The sequence below is a fragment of the Flavobacterium anhuiense genome (assembly GCF_900101855.1).
Classification (GTDB): domain Bacteria; phylum Bacteroidota; class Bacteroidia; order Flavobacteriales; family Flavobacteriaceae; genus Flavobacterium; species Flavobacterium anhuiense.
Genome location: NZ_FMVC01000010.1, coordinates 65798 through 84302, shown reverse-complemented (window position 1 = coordinate 84302; position 18505 = coordinate 65798). Strand labels below are relative to the sequence as shown.

The 18505-nt window shown below is 35.9% G+C and carries 15 protein-coding genes; 13 read left to right on the top strand and 2 right to left on the bottom strand.

What is annotated here, in order from left to right:
• Window positions 1-73: 73 nt before the first annotated feature.
• The 6 genes from BLP44_RS21870 to BLP44_RS21845 all read left to right on the top strand — a co-directional run bounded on the left by BLP44_RS21870 (window position 74) and on the right by BLP44_RS21845 (window position 6994).
• The gene (locus BLP44_RS21870; protein WP_170830268.1) at window positions 74-1036 is read left to right on the top strand and encodes a glycoside hydrolase family 43 protein; all 963 of its coding nucleotides are present in this window, start codon (window positions 74-76) and stop codon (window positions 1034-1036) included.
• A gap of 49 nt (window positions 1037-1085) precedes the next feature.
• On the top strand, window positions 1086-2369 hold the full coding sequence (locus tag BLP44_RS21865; protein ID WP_170830267.1) for a family 8 glycosyl hydrolase: 1284 nt from the start codon (window positions 1086-1088) through the stop codon (window positions 2367-2369).
• An 18-nt stretch (window positions 2370-2387) separates the two neighbouring features.
• Window positions 2388-3503, top strand: a complete 1116-nt coding sequence (locus tag BLP44_RS21860) for an alpha/beta hydrolase-fold protein (protein ID WP_066034168.1) — start codon at window positions 2388-2390, stop codon at window positions 3501-3503.
• A gap of 35 nt (window positions 3504-3538) precedes the next feature.
• Window positions 3539-4705, top strand: coding sequence for an alpha/beta hydrolase-fold protein (locus BLP44_RS21855; RefSeq protein ID WP_091136281.1), 1167 nt, complete (start codon window positions 3539-3541; stop codon window positions 4703-4705).
• A 255-nt stretch (window positions 4706-4960) separates the two neighbouring features.
• Window positions 4961-5914, top strand: a complete 954-nt coding sequence (lhpI, locus tag BLP44_RS21850; RefSeq protein WP_091136277.1) for a bifunctional Delta(1)-pyrroline-2-carboxylate/Delta(1)-piperideine-2-carboxylate reductase — start codon at window positions 4961-4963, stop codon at window positions 5912-5914.
• Between the two features lie 12 nt (window positions 5915-5926).
• Complete coding sequence (locus BLP44_RS21845; RefSeq protein ID WP_091136272.1) at window positions 5927-6994, top strand: proline racemase family protein; 1068 nt, start codon at window positions 5927-5929, stop codon at window positions 6992-6994.
• Window positions 6995-7262: 268 nt separating this feature from the next.
• Here BLP44_RS21845 and BLP44_RS21840 read toward each other — a convergent pair whose 3' ends face one another.
• Window positions 7263-8045, bottom strand: a complete 783-nt coding sequence (locus BLP44_RS21840) for a GLPGLI family protein (RefSeq protein WP_091136268.1) — start codon at window positions 8043-8045, stop codon at window positions 7263-7265.
• 4 nt (window positions 8046-8049) lie between these two features.
• On the bottom strand, window positions 8050-10848 hold the full coding sequence (locus BLP44_RS21835) for an outer membrane beta-barrel protein (RefSeq protein ID WP_091136264.1): 2799 nt from the start codon (window positions 10846-10848) through the stop codon (window positions 8050-8052).
• A gap of 823 nt (window positions 10849-11671) precedes the next feature.
• On the opposite strand from BLP44_RS21835, the gene BLP44_RS21830 reads away from it, so the two are divergent.
• From BLP44_RS21830 to BLP44_RS21800, 7 genes are all read left to right on the top strand, one after another.
• Entirely contained in the window at window positions 11672-12337 is a 666-nt protein-coding gene (locus BLP44_RS21830) for a hypothetical protein (RefSeq protein WP_091136261.1), read from the top strand.
• A 38-nt stretch (window positions 12338-12375) separates the two neighbouring features.
• Window positions 12376-12885 carry a phage tail protein gene (locus BLP44_RS21825; RefSeq protein WP_091136257.1) on the top strand — a complete coding sequence of 170 codons (510 nt, stop codon included), beginning with the start codon at window positions 12376-12378 and terminating at the stop codon, window positions 12883-12885.
• Window positions 12886-12908: 23 nt separating this feature from the next.
• A complete protein-coding gene (locus BLP44_RS21820) occupies window positions 12909-13430 on the top strand; it encodes a phage tail protein (RefSeq protein ID WP_066034175.1) in 522 nt (173 codons plus the stop codon).
• A gap of 52 nt (window positions 13431-13482) precedes the next feature.
• Entirely contained in the window at window positions 13483-13998 is a 516-nt protein-coding gene (locus BLP44_RS21815; protein WP_066034176.1) for a phage tail protein, read from the top strand.
• 11 nt (window positions 13999-14009) lie between these two features.
• Window positions 14010-14531 carry a GNAT family N-acetyltransferase gene (locus tag BLP44_RS21810; protein ID WP_091136254.1) on the top strand — a complete coding sequence of 174 codons (522 nt, stop codon included), beginning with the start codon at window positions 14010-14012 and terminating at the stop codon, window positions 14529-14531.
• Between the two features lie 16 nt (window positions 14532-14547).
• Window positions 14548-14847, top strand: coding sequence for a DUF6916 family protein (locus BLP44_RS21805; protein ID WP_066034178.1), 300 nt, complete (start codon window positions 14548-14550; stop codon window positions 14845-14847).
• 24 nt (window positions 14848-14871) lie between these two features.
• Window positions 14872-18505: Ig-like domain-containing protein (locus BLP44_RS21800; protein ID WP_091136251.1), on the top strand; the 3634-nt coding region annotated here is incomplete at its 3' end.

The following is an 18505-nucleotide window of genomic DNA, read 5'->3' as shown; positions in this document are numbered from 1 at the left end:
TTATTGTTTACAGAAATAAAACTGGAGAAAAATTAAAGGCATTTTCGTAATTATTTCAATTAAATCAAAAAAAATGAAAAATACAGGCAAAATTTTATTTGTGCTCTTCTGTAATGTATTTGCAATACATGCAGAAGCACAAAACCCCATTATCAAAGATATTTTTACTGCAGATCCAGCTCCTCTCGTGCATAAAGGCACTTTGTATTTATACACAGGACATGATGTGGCAACTCAGGAAGATACTAATTATAAAATGGCCGACTGGCACGTTTTTTCTACAACCAATATGAAAGATTGGAAAGATCATGGAGCACCGCTTTCTCCGAGCACATTTTCTTGGGCTACAGGTGATGCCTATGCAGCTCAGTGTATAGAAAGAGATGGAAAATTCTATTGGTTTGTTTCTACATTTCATAAAAAAGACGAAGTCAGCCAAGGAGGTGCTGCAATAGGCGTGGCAGTTTCAGATAGTCCAATAGGTCCTTTTAAAGACGCCATTGGAAAAGCGCTTATCATAAATGAAATGACAACAGATATGAAGTATGGTTGGGATGATATCGACCCAACTGTATTTATAGATGATGATGGACAAGCCTATATGTTTTGGGGAAATGGAAGCTGCAAATGGGTAAAACTTAATAAAAACATGATAGAGGTGGATGGAGAAATTACCACTTTCAAACCTAAAAATTATATCGAAGGACCGTGGGTGTACAAAAGAAAAGGACTTTATTATTTAGTGTATGCCAGCGCTGGAACAAAACCTGAAATGATAGAATATTGCACTGCAAAAAGCATAACGGGACCATGGAAGTATCAGGGAATTATCCAAGAAAATGTACAGAATAGTTTTACCACACATCCAGGGATTATTGACTATAAAGGAAAGTCATACTTTTTTTATCACAACGGAAGTTTGCCAACAGGAGGCAGTTACAGACGTTCAATTTGTGTAGACTATATGCATTATAACAAAGACGGAACTATTCAAAAAATTATACAAACCAATGAGGGTGTAGGTTTAGTAAAATAAAATCTCATTTTGTTTCTCTGATGGAGAATTACTATTTAAACAGATAAATATGATAGTATATAAAAACCTGAACATTAAAATTTCGGCGTTTACGTTGTTCATGCTGATAACGCCATTGTGGATTATAGGACAGCATAAAAAGAAGACCGCTAAGACAGAGTCTGAAAGGCCTCAATATAGAAATCTCTTTAAAGAAGCAGGCTACAGCCAAATTGAAATAGACAAGAAAGTAGCCAAAGCTTACTTTGATATATTCGAAGGTCCAAATAAAGTATATTTTGAAGAAGGAGATTCTTTAGGATATGTTTCTGACGTTAAAAATAAAGATGCCCGTACCGAGGGAATGTCTTATGGTATGATGGTTGCCGTTCAGCTTAACAAGAAAGAAGTTTTTGATCGTCTATGGAGATGGTCTGTAAAATATATGCAGCATCAAGACGGGCCAAGAGAAGGTTATTTTGCTTGGAGCGTGAACCCGCTGACGAAAAAACAGAATTCTCCAGGTTCGGCTTCAGATGGTGAATTATATTTTGTTACAAGCCTTCTTTTTGCTTCTAACAAATGGGGAAACACTACGGGAATTGACTACTACAAAGAAGCCAGAAAAATACTAGATGCCATGTGGAAAAAAGATGGCACTGGCAATGTACATAACATTATAAACACCGAATACAAACAGATTTCATTTGTGCCCGAAGGAGGTGGCTACAACTGGACAGATCCCTCTTACCATGTTCCAGCATTCTATGAAATATGGGCATTATACGCTAAAGATGGCCATGAACAATTTTATAAAGAATGTGCAGAAGTTTCGCGTAATTTTCTACATAATGCATGCCATCCCGTAACAGGTTTAAATTCAGATTATACTGAGTTTAATGGCGAACCGCATCCCACGCCTTGGATGCCTCCGGGATTTCGTTACGATTCTTGGCGCGTTCCGATGAATGTGGCAATGGACTATACTTGGTATGGAAAGGATAAAAAATGGCAGGAAGGATACGCCAAACGTTTTCAAGATTTTCTTAGATCGAAAGGGTTGGACAAGTTTGAAGACCAATTTAATTTGGATGGTACAACTCCCGACTTTATCCTTCAAGCTGGCCCTGTCAAAAAGCTAAGACATTCTATAGGATTAGTAGCCACTTCAGCAACAGCATCATTAGTCAATCCCGATAAAGAAAGTTTAGATTTTGTTCATGCAGTTTGGAACGCAAAGCTTGAACCTTACGAAGACGGTTACTTTGATCCCTATTATGATGGACTGATGTATCTTTTTAGCCTAATGCATCTTAGCGGAAAATATCAAATTATTGTTCCAGAAGTAAAATAACTTTTAAAGCAAAAAAACATGAAACAGTATAAAATGGTTGTCTTATCGATTTTAGCAGGATTTGTTGGTTTTTCACAAACAAAAACAAATTCAATTATTGAAGATTTTAAGCCTTCAGTGCTAAATCAGCCAGGACAGGAATATCCAAAAGTTAATTCTCAAGGCTATGCACGATTTCAAATTGCAGCGCCCGAAGCAAAATCGGTTGTAGTGAGTCTTGGACTTGGCGGAGCCAAAGGTGGAACTGTCCTTACAAAAGATCAGGACGGTTATTGGAAAGGCACTACAGAGGGAGCAATGGATGAAGGTTTTCATTATTATCATGTAACTATTGATGGAGGTGTATTTAACGATCCAGGTGCGCTTAACTTTTACGGATCTACACGTTGGGAAAGCGGTATCGAAATTCCGGCTCATGATCAGGATTTCTATGCATTAAAAGATGTTCCGCACGGAAATGTGCAACAGGTACTTTTTCCTTCAAAAAGTACTAATACATCTCGCAGGGCTTTTGTTTATACTCCCCCTTCTTATCATAAAGATAAAGACAAAAAATATCCAGTTTTGTATTTACAGCACGGTTGGGGAGAAGATGAAACGGCTTGGAGCAATCAAGGACGCGTAAACTTAATTATGGATAATTTGATTGCAGAAGGTAAAATAAAGCCATTTATTATCGTAATGACTTACGGAATGACAAATGAAATTAAGTATGGAGGTTTGGCAAGTTTTAAAATAGAACCATTTCAAACGGTTCTGGTAGACGAGTTAATTCCGTACATTGATTCAAATTTCCGTACGATTTCGAATCAAGCAAACCGCGCAATGGCTGGCCTGTCAATGGGCGGAATGGAAACGCATTCTATTACGCTCAACAAACCTGATGTTTTTTCTCATTATGCGCTTTTAAGCGGTGGAATTTATAAGCCAGAGGAAATTAAAGATAAGTCAAAACTTAAACTGATTTTTATAAGCTGTGGCAGCCGTGAAAGACCAGAATCAGTGCAGTCTGCAGTAAAAACATTAAAAGATGCAGGATTTAATGCTGTTTCTTACGTCTCTGAAAACACAGCTCACGAATTTTTGACTTGGCGCAGAAGTTTCAAAGAATTAGCTCCGCTTTTGTTTAAATGACATGCATTTTTTTATAAAAAATTAAACTAATAAGTATGAGACTATCTATTAACGCAGTGATTGCAATTTTTAGTTTGTATTTTCAGTCTGTGAACGCTCAATCTGAGCAGATTATAACTGAAGATTTTAAACCTTCAGCAGTGAATCAGCCAGAAAGAATATTTCCTAAGGTTAATTCGCAGCGACGTGTTCGCGCCAGTATTTCGGCACCAAATGCAAGCAAAGTACAGCTGGATATTGGCGGTGTAAAATATGATATGCGAAAAGATGATAAGGGCGTGTGGACAGGAGAGTCAAATCCGCAAGATGAAGGATTTCATTATTATCAGTTAAATATTGATGGAGCTTCGGTTCCTGATCCTGGAAGTTTATATTTTTATGGTGCAGGAAGACTAGGAAGCGGTATAGAAATTCCCTCATCAGATCAGGACTTTTTTGCCTTAAAAAATGTGCCTCATGGCTTGGTAAGTGAAAATATTTATTTCTCTAAACTGACCAATTCTTTTAGACGCTGTTTTGTTTATACTCCAGAAAGTTATAACGAAAATACCAAAATGCGTTATCCAGTACTTTATCTTCAGCATGGAAGTTTTGAAGATGAAACAGGCTGGTCTGCACAAGGCAAAGCTAACTTGATTTTAGACAATTTAATTGCTTCAAAAAAAGCAGTTCCAATGATAATTGTAATGGATAACGGATATGCTTATAAAGCTCAAGAAAGTAATTCCTCAGATAAAAATCCTAAGGAATCTGTTTTTGAAGACGTGCTTATTACGGAAGTTATCCCTATGATTGATGCTAAATTCCGTACAATTCCAAAACGTGAAAACCGGGCTATTGCAGGGCTTTCAATGGGAGCCAATCAGACCATGAGAATTATGATGAATCATTTGGATACTTTTGCGTATTATGGAGGATTTAGCGGTACAGCAAATTATCCAAATTCTGATGCCATTGATGCTTCTACGTTTTTAAATGGAAAGTATAAAGACGGAAATGCCTTAAATAAGCAAATTAAACTTTTCTGGCTTGGATTAGGAACAAAAGAACCTGCTCCGTTTCCTAAATCAATTGGCGCTTTTCGTACCATGTTAGAACAGCAGGGAATTAAATATGATTATTATGAATCGCCAGAGACTGCTCACGAATGGCTCACTTGGAGAAGATGCCTACATCAGTTTGCTTCTAAATTATTTAAATAAATAGTCTAAATATTGAGTTGGGTCTGCTAATCATCATAAAAAAATAATGATTAGCAGACCCAACTCCATTTAGCCATTTGGTGAAATAATTCTTTTTTATCCAATCTCCAGTTATCGATTTCCAATTTAGTGCACAATGTTAATGAGGTAATTTGTACTATATTAACCCTAAATTAGTGTATGTTATCCGATTGCTGATGAAATAGTATTATGGTGAAATAATCTTTTATTTTTAGTGAAATTTCAACAAAATACATGGAGCCAATACAATTTATTTCAGATCATTTCATTGAAGAAAAATGCAATTTTAAAGAACTCATAGAAAGACTTCGGGCAGGATTTTCGACCTCAGATATCAAGGTGCCCATGCGTCATCATCATGATTATTCTAATCCAGAAGAAAGCAAAGATTCAACATTACTGCTGATGCCTGCCTTTCAAGCAGGTAAAGATTTAGGTGTAAAAATAGTTACAGTAAGTCCCAATAATGGAAAATATGATTTGCCTTCAATTCAAGGAACTTATATTTATTTGGATGGGCACAAAGGAAATATAAAGGCAATTCTTGATGCAAAATCACTGACAGGCAAACGTACTGCGGCAACATCTGCGTTAGCAAGCAGTTATCTTTCACGAAAAGATGCTTCTTCTATGCTGATGATTGGCACTGGAGCATTGGCTGTTAATTTAATTCAGGCGCATGCAAGTGTTAGACCAATAAAAGAAGTTTATGTTTGGGGAAGAACGTTCGAAAAAGCACAATTGGTTTGCGATGCACTTAAAAATTCTTCACTTATCTGCAAACCAGTTTCGACCATAGTAGAAGTCATTTCTAAAGTTGATATTATTTCAGCAGCGACTTTATCGCCTGTCCCACTTGTTTTAGGAAAATGGCTGAGAGCAGGACAACACGTAGATCTTGTTGGGGCATATAAAAAAGATATGCGAGAAGCAGACGATGAAACAGTTTTAAAATCAAGCTTATTCCTAGATACTTATCAGGGCGGACTAAAGGAAAGTGGCGATATCTTGATTCCGCTCACAAATGGAATTATCACCAAAGAAAACATAAAAGCAGATTTATTTGAACTGTGCAGCAATGCAAAACAGGGAAGAACATCATATGATGAAATTACCTATTTTAAATCTGTTGGACATGCGTTGGAAGACCTTGTTGCAGCGGGATATTTTTATGAAGAGTATATTTAAAAACACAACAAAATGCCTAACATCTACCAAAATATTTGTAATAATACAGATTATAAATCCGATCCATCGGTATTACAGATAAAAACCATTGATATGCACACAGGCGGTGAGCCCTTACGTGTAATTGTTTCAGGTTTTCCAGAACTGAAAGGAAATACTGTTTTAGAATACCGAAGAGATATAAAAGAAAATTATGATTATTTAAGAACAGCATTGATGTTTGAACCTCGTGGTCATGCTGATATGTATGGCTGTATCTTGCTTCCGCCAAATGATGAAGACGCTGATTTTGGTATTCTTTTTATGCATAACGAAGGTTATAGCAGTATGTGCGGTCATGCTATTATTGCGATAAGCACGCTGGCTGCAAAAATGAACTGGATCAATGTGAAAGAAGGTGAAAATGAATTGAAGATAGATGCTCCTTGCGGTCGCATTATTTCGTATGCCAATATGGTAAATGGCGAAGTAACAGGAGTAAAGTTTCATTGTGTGCCTAGTTTTGTAGTAAGTTTAGATCGTATTGTAAATGTGCCGGGCATTGGCAATGTAGTTTATGATTTGGCTTATGGCGGTGCTTTTTACGCGTATGTCGATCTGAGAAAAAATACACATTTGAATTTTGGATTAACGGAAGAAAACTACAGAGCGATTATTCAAGCTGGAGTAGATATAAAGCATGCTGTAATGAGTCAAGATAAAGATATTCAGCATCCGTTTGAGGAGGATTTGAGCTTTTTATACGGAACTATTTTTATCGATGAGCCAATGGATATAGATAATCACAGCCGAAATGTTTGTGTTTTTGCCGATGGGGAAGTAGATCGTTCGCCAACAGGTTCGGGTGTTTCTGGAAGAATAGCAATTGAAAAAGCAAGAAATGCAATAGATACGAATCAATTTATCACCATAGAAAGCATAACGGGAAGTACCTTTATCGGATCGCTTGTGAAAGAAGAAAAATTTGGTTCTTTCAAAGCTGTAATTCCGCAAGTTGAAGGAACAGCTTTTGTAACAGGAATAAATACATTTTTAATAGACCCAAAAGATCCGATGAAGAATGGGTTTATACTTAGATGATTAATTTTATGTAAAAAACTGTAGGTCATTAGATTCGCAGTTTTTTTTATTTCTATGTTTAGAGCAAAAAAAAATCCTAATCAAAGATTAGGATTTTTGTGGGAAGCAGAATTTTAACTTTTAAATTTGAACCCCTTATTTCACTTTTATTTATGTCTTGAATCTTTGCTCATCGATTCTGCTATACTATTGCTAGGCCATTTGTATATTTTGGAAATCTTAGAAGCGATTAGATAGTTTTGTGTAAAAATAAGTCTTTGAGAACTTGTTACAAGGAGTAGGCCAGCAATGTTTTTCTAGCCCATTTTCCCCAATTTTTTAAAGCTTCCAAAAGTGTTTTGTTTAGTTCTTTATTGTCAGTGGGCTTACCTTTTGTTGGAGGAGCCAAATCTTTCTCGAGCACTGGAATTTCAGTAACTTTTGTGGCAAACCATGTAATATTTTCATGTGGAAGAGCTAGACCTAAAATCGTTCCGGGTAAGCCTGTAAAAGATTCAGGGCCGCCTGAGAATGGAATTTGAATTGTGTAATAGGCAACAACATAGACAGAATCGATAATTATTGCATTTGCTCTGCGGCATTCATAACCCGCAATTTCTCTGGTTTCATCGGTAATTTTCCAGTCAATTTTGCGTAAACTGTCTTTAACTAAATATAAATTATCGTAAACGTTTTTTTGTGTGATACTGGTTTTTGTATCTAGATCTGTGGCTATAACATTTTTTAAATTGGCCATTGCATCATCAGAAATCCAACTATTGCTTGCTGATTGGTTTGTTTCATCCCATTTGTATAAACTCTTATTTTTTGAAAAACTGAGAATGCTTTTTGTAGTTTTAAATTGGGGATTGTTTTTTTTATAACTTTCAAAAGCAAGTTGATAATAACTATCAGTTTCTCCTTTTATTTTTTTTGCAATCAAAGCATACATATTCGATTTTTTCTCAAATTCGATTATGCCATTTTGTACAAAGTGGTCGTTTTGTGCAAAAGTATTGCAGCATGTCAATATAATTATTAAAATTAAGATGTGATTTATTATTGTTTTCATGGTTTTAGTTTTGTTTAATTTCTCCTCCGCCCATTTTGCTAAAATCCCAGCTTACGGAGAACATAAAGTATCTTTGGATAGTCGTATAAGTGCTTTGGTTGATATTTCCATTGAATGCAGAACGATTAAATCCTACATTTTGGTTCAAAAGATCTCTTCCCGTTATAGAAACTCTTAAATTATCTGATTTTAAGAATTTTTTGGTGACAGATGCATTCCAAATAAAACGTTCAAAACTTTCCTGAATAACTTGTGTTTTTCCATTATATTGATAATTACCATCTGTACTGATTTCTAGTTTGAAAGGCAACTGTATACTGCCCCAGAAATTTCCATTAAACCCCCAACCATTACTATCACTATTTTCATTTATGCTTGCTTCTGCAACATTGTAAGTAGGTCCGAAGCTAGTATTAAAATTATATTTTTTTTCTTTATACTTTGATAAGTTTAAATTAAAGGAATAAGTCGAATTTTTAGTTTGATTCAGTTTTGTATTGATGTAATTGTAATTTACATTTTTGTTAGCGCTTAAACCAATTCCTGCATTCATGTCTATGGCTTTGATTGTTTTGCCAAAATTAGTATTCAAATAATAATTTGTTGTCGCTTTGTTTTTTAGGTTTACAAATTGAGAAATGCTTTGTCCTCTATCATTTGTAACCACATTATTTATTATTGGATTTAGCGTAAAATTATACGATCCATTAACCGAAAAATATTGATTGCTAAGTACTTTATACGAATAATAACTACCTCTAAAACTATTTTTAAAAGAAGGATCTAAATTTGGATTACCCAAAATCGTATTTAATGGGTTTTGATTATTTGGTATCGGTTGTATTTGTTCTAATGTTGGCTGCTCACTGTTTCCGTTATACGACAAACGCAGTGATTCTCTCTGTTTAAAATTATATTGATAGTTTATCTGAGGCATGTAGTTGATAAATTTTCGATTAAAAGAACTATCTCTATAAACATCATATTGCTTAAAGTTTACACCACTAAATTTAGATCCAAAAGAAAAAACAGTTTTATTTTTTTTGTAATTAAAAATAGCTCCAAGCTGGTTTATCGTTTGGTCTAATTCATAATTATTACTGAAGATGGAATCCAAAACATTATAATCGCCATTTGGAGATTGATTAAAAGATTTGCGATCAGCTTTTCCGTTACTAATGTTGAATCCATAATTAAGAATTACAGTAAAACTCTTGGATAACGGTTCGGTATAGATTAAATTCGATTTAAAGGCTGTATTTCTAATATTATTGACCTTGTTTTGATCGACTACTTTGGTGCTATCTGGACTAATTAGGGATGGTGTAAAAAATTCAGCTCTAGAATTTAAATAACCATCACTTTTGCTATCTGAACTTGATTGGCTTAAATTAAGAGATAAAGTTCGTCCTGCTTTTTTAAGTCTTTTGGTTAACAAAGTATTTATATTAAATATTTTATCATCAACATCGTTTGTAGTTGTCTGTTTCAAATTATTCAATTGGTTACCTTGTTCGTCAGTACCTTTTCGCATTTCTGCTTCACTTGAATTACTGTTTTTAAACAACCCATCTACATTTAATTTTAAAGTTAAAGTTGTATCAATTTTAATTTCATAAGCAAGATCAAGTTTATTTTTAGTCATGTTTTTCTCAAAACTCTTGTCTGAAGTATTATAAATACTGCTAGAACTTAAATTTTGCTGGTTAATATCATTGCGGTTTCCTGAAAGTTTGATATCGCCAATTTTATAATTTACATTGATAGATTCTTTGTCTTTATTCCATCTATTGTCAAAATGTATTCCGCCAGTTTGAGTTACAGGAATTCCTTCACCATTGAATTGTCCATCCCAGCTGTCAAATTCATCATTTCCATTGTTTGAAAAATAAATACCGCCGTCATCAGTTACTTGATAACTGCTTTGTCCATATTTATCTTTATCTCCCCATCCTAGTCCTACTTGTCCTGTGTTGCCTAAAATGCCATAAGCCGCTAATTTTTTCTTATCCCAAAACTTATTAAACATAGCTTGCCCTTTGTAAAAATTGTCGGTTCCTCCTCCGAGTTCTAATTTCCCGAAATGACCATTTTTTTTATCTTCTTTAAGTTTAACATTCAGTGTCTTGGTTTTCTGGCCATCATCAATTCCCGTAAAAGCGGCCTGATCACTTTTTTTGTCGTACAACTGTACTTTATCAACCATGTCCGCACGTAGATTTTTTGTAACTAAAGTGGGATCATCACCAAAAAATTCTTCACCATCAACCAAAACTTTGGTTACCGTTTCACCTTGAGCGGTAATTTTTCCATCTTTATCAATTTGTATTCCTGGGAATTGTTTTATCAGATCTTCTACTTTTGCATTAGGTTCTATTTTAAATGCTTTTGGATCAAATTCTAACGTATCTCCTTTGATTTTCATGGCAGCTCTATTGCCTTTTATAATTATCTCGGATAGTAATCTTCCTTTATCAGTCAAATTAATTTTACCGTAATCTTTGATTAGCTTTGTGGAATCAATAGAAAATTGATCTACAAAATCAGCATATTTGGGATAAGAAACCAACAAAATAAATTTGCCAGTTTTAATATTATTCAACTCAAAATAACCATTTTCTTTAGCTCGGGTAAATTTTATTAAAATGGAATCCTGCGCTCTTAATAAAGAGACTGATGCTTTGGATAAAGGAGAATTATTTATGGTATCTATTGCATATCCTTTAACTGTGCCTGATGTTTGTGCCTGTAAAATATTTGATAAAGAAAGAAAGCAACATAATACTAGAATAGTTTGTCTCATTAATTGGCTGTGGTTTTTTGAAAAATAGGCATGATGGTTCTATTCCATTTTTTCAGAAATAGAAATAAAATGCATTTGTTGTCTGATTTGTTTTTGGGTAAGCAGGATTGCAGATTCTAATGTAGAAATTGAGATCGTGACTTTTGATGCAGGTTTGCTAAAGTGTGGTGATTTGATTTTGTGAAATTCATATTTTTTTGCTAGGTTTTGATTGTTAGTGCTATGGATTTTAACAGTTTTATATTGTTATGGTTGCTATAATAGTTAAATGTGGATATTGTTCAAAAGTATATAAAAATACTACAATATTAAAAAAAGAGTTGCTTTTGTAACAGAAATAAATACACTTTTAGCAGGCCCTAAAAATCTTATGGAGAATGGGGGAGTATTTTGATAATTTAATTCTGTAAAACAAAAAATAACTGAAATTATTTAATAAGATTTACAGTTTCTTTTTATTCTGAAAATAGAGCAAAAAAAAATCCTAATCAAGTGTTGTAGTCATACAGATGTTAATTAATGGATTTTATTGTTGAAATGATTGATTCGTCCTATTTTTTACTCATTTCATTAAGATGCGATTTGTTTCTCTTTTAAAGGAAAAATTGTAGTGAAAGACTTGATTTTTGCGATATTGTGGATCCAAAGCGGGACTTGTCTAGTTCAATTATCTTTGCATGTCGATCCTTATAAGTGTTTTCTTTAAAAAAAGAGATTTTTAACGTATTTTTACGGTTTTTATTGTGTTAATTAACAAAAAATTATCATTTAATATTTCCTTTTGCTACTTTTACTGTGAATTTTAACAGAAAAGCAGCGAATTATGATCAATTTAGCACGAAGAAATTTTATTAAAAATGTTGGATTTGTTGGCGCAGCAACTCTTTTTTGTGGCTCTCTGGCAGCTAAAAGCACTTTAGAAAATTTTTCGATTCCGGAAAATGATGAAGAAAATATTCTAGCCGCATTCTCAAAAATAACTTTTTTTGACGCTTTCCTTTTAGATCAATCTCTTGCAGATTGTTATAAAAAATCTGTTTTAAATTGGGAAAAAATAGGATACGCCTCCTCAGGAAATTATTGTTTCAGTTCTTCTGACGGACTTTTAAAAATGTTCCCCATGCATCTGCAAACTGAGGCGACTGGAAAAGTGGATGATGTTTTGCTATGCTTTGGAAAAGATTCAGATGGAAGCTGGAAATCTCTAAGATCTTTATCCGGATTTGATTTGGAGGCTATTACTGTAGCAATGCGTGATTTAGATATATATCGAAATGAGGTTAATTTATCCCATTATTTATTTCCTGCGCCTACGCAAAAATTAAATCCTTATGGATATGATACCAGAAAAGGCAGCATTTCTCTTCATACTAATTTAGCGCAGGAGCACACCGTGACAAAAATTATTATAAAAGAAGGCAATTCTATTGTATACCAAAAGAAAATAATTTCAAAGCATAATTTTGTGGCCGATTCTTTTGTGGCCTAATATAATTGTTTTGAATAACTTAATAAATAGTCAAAATTATGGCAACACCTTATTTAGGAGAAATACGTATCGTGTCTTTTAACTTTGCTCCGACAGGCTGGACTTTATGTAATGGGCAGTTTTTGCCTATAAACCAAAATCAAGCTTTGTTTTCTCTACTGGGAACAATGTATGGTGGCAATGGACAAACAACATTTGCTTTGCCAAATTTAAGAGGAAGGACTCCCATTCATTTTGGAAATGGGCATACAATAGGAGAAAAAGGCGGAGAAGAAGCTCATACTTTAAGCCTATCAGAGATGCCTGAGCACACCCATGTACTGCAGGCGAAAACAGATGCGGCAAGTACCAATATCCCCAGTTCTTCAAATTTTTTGGCTAATACCGCTCCTAATTTAGTTTATAGCGGCCAGAGCCAAAATTTTACTTCGATGAACTCGGGTTCTCTTACCAGTGTCGGCGGAAACCAGCCCCATTTAAATATGCAACCATTCCTTACCTTGAATTTTTGCATTGCCTTACAAGGCGCTTTTCCTTCTCCAAATTAATATTAACTTTAAAAAGTAAAGATATGGCGCAACCTTACGTTGGGGAAATCAGAATGTTTGGAGGAAACTTTGCTCCTGCAGGATGGATGTTCTGTGAAGGGCAGATTCTTTCCATTTCTGAGAATGAAACATTATTTCAATTGATAGGCACTACTTATGGAGGTGATGGCGAAAGCACTTTTGCTTTACCAGATTTGCGAGGAAGAGTTCCCATCCACTCTGGCACATCTTCTAGCGGCACAACCTATACATTGGCCGAAACAGGTGGGGCAGAAGGCATTACGCTAACCCCCAATCAAATTCCTGCCCACACCCACAGTTTAATGGCAACCGCAGATTTGGCAGATACTGCAAGTCCGTCCAACGCGATATTTAGCACAAATCCCCCGGGAAGCAAAATGTTCTCTAGTGCCGCGCCGACAGCAGCTTTAAATTTGTCATCGATTGGAAGTACCGGGGGTAGCCAGCCCCACACTAATTTTCAGCCTTATCTGTGCGTCAGTTTTATTATTTCATTGTTTGGAGTGTTTCCTTCTCAGCCTTAGAATTTTAAAAATTAGTGATTCTTTTTCTAATAAAAATAAAAACAATATATCTATGGATCAATTTGTTGCCGAGATACGTCTTTTCCCGTTCAATTTTGCACCTGTAGGATGGGCTATGTGCAATGGACAAATATTGCCTATATCTCAAAATACAGCGCTTTTCTCTTTGCTTGGAACCACGTATGGAGGAGATGGGAAAAGCAATTTTGCCCTGCCAGATTTACGGGGCCGTGTTCCTATGCATCCAGGACAAGGACCGGGATTATCTTTACATGATCTGGGAGAAACAAGCGGAAGCGAAAGTGTCAGTCTGCTTGAATCTGAAATTCCATCCCACAGCCATACATTAATGGCTGCGACTTTAAACTCACAATCCACATCTCCAACTAATAATAGTTTAGGCCGCGGAAATCCTATACGAATTTACGGTCAGACAGGAACCAACGCCAATATGAGTTTAAACACCTTATCTATAGCTGGCTCAGGATTGCCGCACAATAATATGATGCCTTATTTGACAATGAATTTTTGTATTGCTCTTCTGGGGATTTATCCATCTAGAAGTTAATTTGAGAGGATTTGAATTTAGAAATAAAAGATATTGGCTTTAGAGATATTCAGGAAAGAGATAAAACTCTTCTCCGTGAAATATATGGCAGTACCCGTCAAGAAGAACTGGACAAAGGAACTAATTGGAATGATGAACAAAAAAGACATTTCATTGACCAGCAATTTTCAGTACAGCATGAATATTATCAAAAGAATTTTTCAGATGCAAAATTTTATATAATTGAAAAAGAGGAAGTTCCGATTGGAAGATTATATATCGATTTTTCTGAAAATGAGCCTGTCAGAATTATAGATATTACAATATTGCCTGAATGGAGAAACAAAAATATTGGCAGCTCCATTTTAAATGAAATCCTTAAAAAAGCGGGCAGCAATAATTTAAATGTCTCGATACATGTTGAAGCTTTTAACCCTGCAATGAATTTATATAAAAGATTAGGATTTAGAAAAGTAAGCGAAACGAATGGCATTTACCATTTAATGGAATGGCATTTACCATTTAATGGAATGGAATTACAATACCAATATTAACGATTAACAAAATTATATGGATATATCTTTACTCTCTGCAAATAACTTTAATGCTCTGCTTAACGCAGTATTCACGATCAAATTTTCTGAAGGAATTGAGCATGGCGCCGAGCTGATTTCTGTGACTGAATTTAGTGGTTATTCTCCGTTGCAAAGAACTCCATTTTCTCTTGTTTTTCGTACCCAGCAAAAAAACGAATATTACGAACAGGGCATCTTTACGGTTACACACCCTGAAGAAGGCAATTTAGAATTATTTCTTACACCGCTAGGTTTTGATGAGGTGGGAATGAAATATGAAGCAGTATTTTCTTAATTAGGCTAATTAAAAGCAAAAAAAATGAAAAATAACAAACTCCTAGCTGTAATAATACTAGTTGGATTTCTAAGTTTTGGAATGAAATACAATGCTATTATTAAGAAAAATTTTGTTGCTCCCATAGTTGAAAGTTTTGCAGAAGCTGAAAAAACTTTCATTGACGGGAAAAAAGAAAATAAAGGCAAAAAGGCTGCAATTGAAAAAGGCGGAGCAAGCACGTCTGTGGCAGCTGCAGCAGTTACCGTAACAAATGCGGTAGCGGTAAATGGAGGCGGAAACGCTCAGCCTGGTTCTCAGCTTGATTTTACTGTAACTATAACAAATACAGGTGCAGATGATGCTTTAGGAGTGAGTTTTCAAGATATTTTAGATTCTAATCTAACATTAGTTCCAAACTCTTTTAAAGCAACGCCAATAGCAAACAATAATTCTTATTCCTGTATTGGAAATGTTGGAATTAATGTGGATGCGGCAGGCGGTGTTTTGACAAATGACGTTAGCCCCGACGGAACAGCTTTATCAACTTCTTTATTGACAGGAGCTACAAACGGAACTGCAGTTCTGAATGCAGACGGTTCTTTTACTTATAATCCAAATGCGGGATATTCAGGATCTGATAGTTTTACTTATACCCTAACATCTACCAATGGCAAAACCTCAACTGCGACGGTAAATATTACCGTAACAACTCCTATCATTTTTGTTAATGGTATGGCTGCGGCACCAGGAAACGGAACTTTAGCCTCGCCTTACAAAACTTTAAACAGTATTACTGGAAGCGCGGCATACCCAATTTTTATCTACACGGGCACAGTTACCGGACTTTTGACCTTAAATGATAATCAAAAAGTAATTGGACAGGGGGCAACTGCAAGTCTAACTTCGATATTAAGTCTTGCCGTGCCTGCCTATAGTAACGTTTTGCCTTCTACTGGAGGAACAAATCCGACTATTGCCGGTGTCAATTTAAAAGCAAATAACGATATCCAAGCTGTTGCGCTAACAGGCACTTTATCTGGTTCAAATGTTGGGGCTTTAAAAGTAAGGAATGCAACTATTAGCACAACAAATGCACAGGCCGTTAATATTGCCGGAGGAGGCGTGTTAGATTGCATTTTTACTAGCATTTCTGCCAGTGGCGTTTCTAAAGGAATTTCAATAAGCGGCTCACAGGGAAGTTTTCTGGTTACAGGAACAGGATCTGCTGCGGGATCTGGAGGGACAATGCAAAATATATCTTTCAGAGGTGTTGAGTTTATATCTTGCGCCAATGTTACGCTTAAGAACATGAATTTCACTAATGCAAATAATTCTAATACCGTAATTTTTGACGCTGAAGATGACAACACCAATTCTTATGGAGCACTGCATTTTAAATCTATCTCTGGAGGTGTTAATTTAGATAATATTGTGATCACCGGCACTACAAACTCTGTTGGGATAAATTTAAATGATGTGAATAATTTCGTATTGTCCAATAGTACAATTACGGGATGCGGAAGTGCAAATGGAGGAAATGCAAATGTTGGCGGAATATTTGCGTTAAATTTAAAGGGAACAAGCTCAATCACGAACACAAATGTCAATGATTCTTGGGGAAGAGGCTTTTTTGGATTTAACGGCCAACTTTCTCAAAATCCTACGCTTAATTTGACGGTAACCGGCTGTCAATTTAAAAACTCCTTTAATAAATCAAACGGGGACAGCAATTTTATTTTCCAGGCTAAGGGAACCACAAACAACACATTAGTTTTTAAAAAGAATGATTTTTCTAATTCAAAAACTACAGGTTTGGCATTGAATTTTAGCGGATCTTCTGTCAATACAGTTCAAATTGGAGGAAATAATGCATCTACAGATGCTAATATTATAAATGCCGCCGCTGCAAGTCCTGGAAGCAATGGCTTATCTCTGCAAGCATCCGGCAGCGCAACTGTGAACTACAATATTATAAATAACACTTTAAAATCAAGTTATAATGGCCTTTTCGCATGCAGTGTCGGAAATCAAGGTTCGGGAACTGTAAAAGGACGCATAAATAATAATACTATTGATGGAGGAGGCTCAACTTCTTCCAGCAATGGAATCAGTGTTGCTGCTTATGGAAATGCCAAACATATTACTGAGATAGCCAATAATATAATCACTAATGCCGCCAATTATGGCATTTTCTCTGAAGCAAATGATAATGCCATATTAAGTGCAGGAAGAATTGATGCTTCCATCACCAATAATAATATTAGCGTTGCAAATAATGCCTACACTCACATTGGGGTAGTGGCCTATGCCGATAATGCTTCCAGCACAATGATTAGCGCTGCAAAGGTTACCGGAAATATAGTTAATTCTGCAAGCGGATTAGCGGCAGGAAATTTTGACGTGCTCTCTCAGGGGCCAAATTGTTCGGTAATTTTGCAGGGCAATCCGGCATACGTTTCAGGAAGCGGAAACAGAAGCACTGCATTAACAGCTTTCTGGAATAGCAACAATGCCAATACTCCAACAGGAATAGCACTGGATGAAGGAGGTACTGGAACTATAATTCCAGGAACTGTCACTATTCCTGATAATGGAAGCGCTTCAAAAATGGCTATTCAAAACGAAACGGCACCAGAAGAAATAGCTGCTCCTGTAGCAGAATCTTTGAATGGAAATACAGCTAATAATTCAGCATCTGCTAAAACTACAGCGGCAAATGCCGCTAATGGAACGCTTGCTGCCGGACCATTTGCTTTAGCTGCCGGAAAAAGCACAGTCATTACTTTTAGTGCGACAATTAATGCTGCAGGCACTTTACCGCAAAATACTTGCTCAGTTACAAATCAGGCAACCGTCAGCGGTTCTAATTTTACAGCCGTAAATTCTAATATTACAACAACATCCATTAAACCGGAAAGCGCAACAGTCACTCCAGACACGCAAAATATTCCCTGTTTAGGAAGCACGGCCGTTACTTTAAACGCTTCTTGCCCGCTTGGCACAACTGCCACATGGTATAAGACGATGACCGGAGGAACAAGTTTTGCAACCGGAAATTCAGTTTCTGCAACACCTACAGAAAATAATACGACTTATTGCGTTGCCTGTGAAACAGCTTATTGCGTAAGCGACAGAGTTCTGGTAAAAACTGTAACGGGAACTCCTTCAACAGCATCACCGCCGGTAACAACAAGTGCATGCGATTCTTATACATGGAGTGCAAATGGAACAACCTATACGGCTTCCGGGACGTACACAACTATGGTTGGATGTGATACCAAAACTCTAAATTTAACTATTACTCCATCTACAGTTTCTGCACCTGAAACAATAGCTGCGTGCGATTCTTACACATGGAGCGCAAATGGAGCAACTTATACAGCGTCTGGGACTTATACTGCAGTTAGCGGATGTGATACTAAAACTCTAAACTTAACAATCACTCCTTCAACTTTATCTCCAGCTGAGACTATTTCTAGATGTGATTCTTACACATGGCCTGCAAATGGCACCACTTATACCGCATCTGGAACTTATACCCATACAGTAGGATGCGACACTAAAACTTTAGCATTAACGATAATTAATTCTACAAGTTCAACCCAGACCGAGACCGCCTGCGATAGCTATACATGGCCTGTGAATGGCACCACTTATACCGCTTCGGGGAATTACA

Excerpts from the sequence above, each read along its gene's own strand:
- BLP44_RS21870 (WP_170830268.1), top strand. The coding sequence starts at position 74 with ATGAAAAATACAGGCAAAATTTTATTTGTGCTCTTCTGTAATGTATTT.
- BLP44_RS21865 (WP_170830267.1), top strand. The coding sequence starts at position 1,086 with ATGATAGTATATAAAAACCTGAACATTAAAATTTCGGCGTTTACGTTG.
- BLP44_RS21860 (WP_066034168.1), top strand. The coding sequence starts at position 2,388 with ATGAAACAGTATAAAATGGTTGTCTTATCGATTTTAGCAGGATTTGTT.
- BLP44_RS21855 (WP_091136281.1), top strand. The coding sequence starts at position 3,539 with ATGAGACTATCTATTAACGCAGTGATTGCAATTTTTAGTTTGTATTTT.
- lhpI (WP_091136277.1), top strand. The coding sequence starts at position 4,961 with ATGGAGCCAATACAATTTATTTCAGATCATTTCATTGAAGAAAAATGC.
- BLP44_RS21845 (WP_091136272.1), top strand. The coding sequence starts at position 5,927 with ATGCCTAACATCTACCAAAATATTTGTAATAATACAGATTATAAATCC.
- BLP44_RS21840 (WP_091136268.1), bottom strand. The coding sequence starts at position 8,045 with ATGAAAACAATAATAAATCACATCTTAATTTTAATAATTATATTGACA.
- BLP44_RS21835 (WP_091136264.1), bottom strand. The coding sequence starts at position 10,848 with ATGAGACAAACTATTCTAGTATTATGTTGCTTTCTTTCTTTATCAAAT.
- BLP44_RS21830 (WP_091136261.1), top strand. The coding sequence starts at position 11,672 with ATGATCAATTTAGCACGAAGAAATTTTATTAAAAATGTTGGATTTGTT.
- BLP44_RS21825 (WP_091136257.1), top strand. The coding sequence starts at position 12,376 with ATGGCAACACCTTATTTAGGAGAAATACGTATCGTGTCTTTTAACTTT.
- BLP44_RS21820 (WP_066034175.1), top strand. The coding sequence starts at position 12,909 with ATGGCGCAACCTTACGTTGGGGAAATCAGAATGTTTGGAGGAAACTTT.
- BLP44_RS21815 (WP_066034176.1), top strand. The coding sequence starts at position 13,483 with ATGGATCAATTTGTTGCCGAGATACGTCTTTTCCCGTTCAATTTTGCA.
- BLP44_RS21805 (WP_066034178.1), top strand. The coding sequence starts at position 14,548 with ATGGATATATCTTTACTCTCTGCAAATAACTTTAATGCTCTGCTTAAC.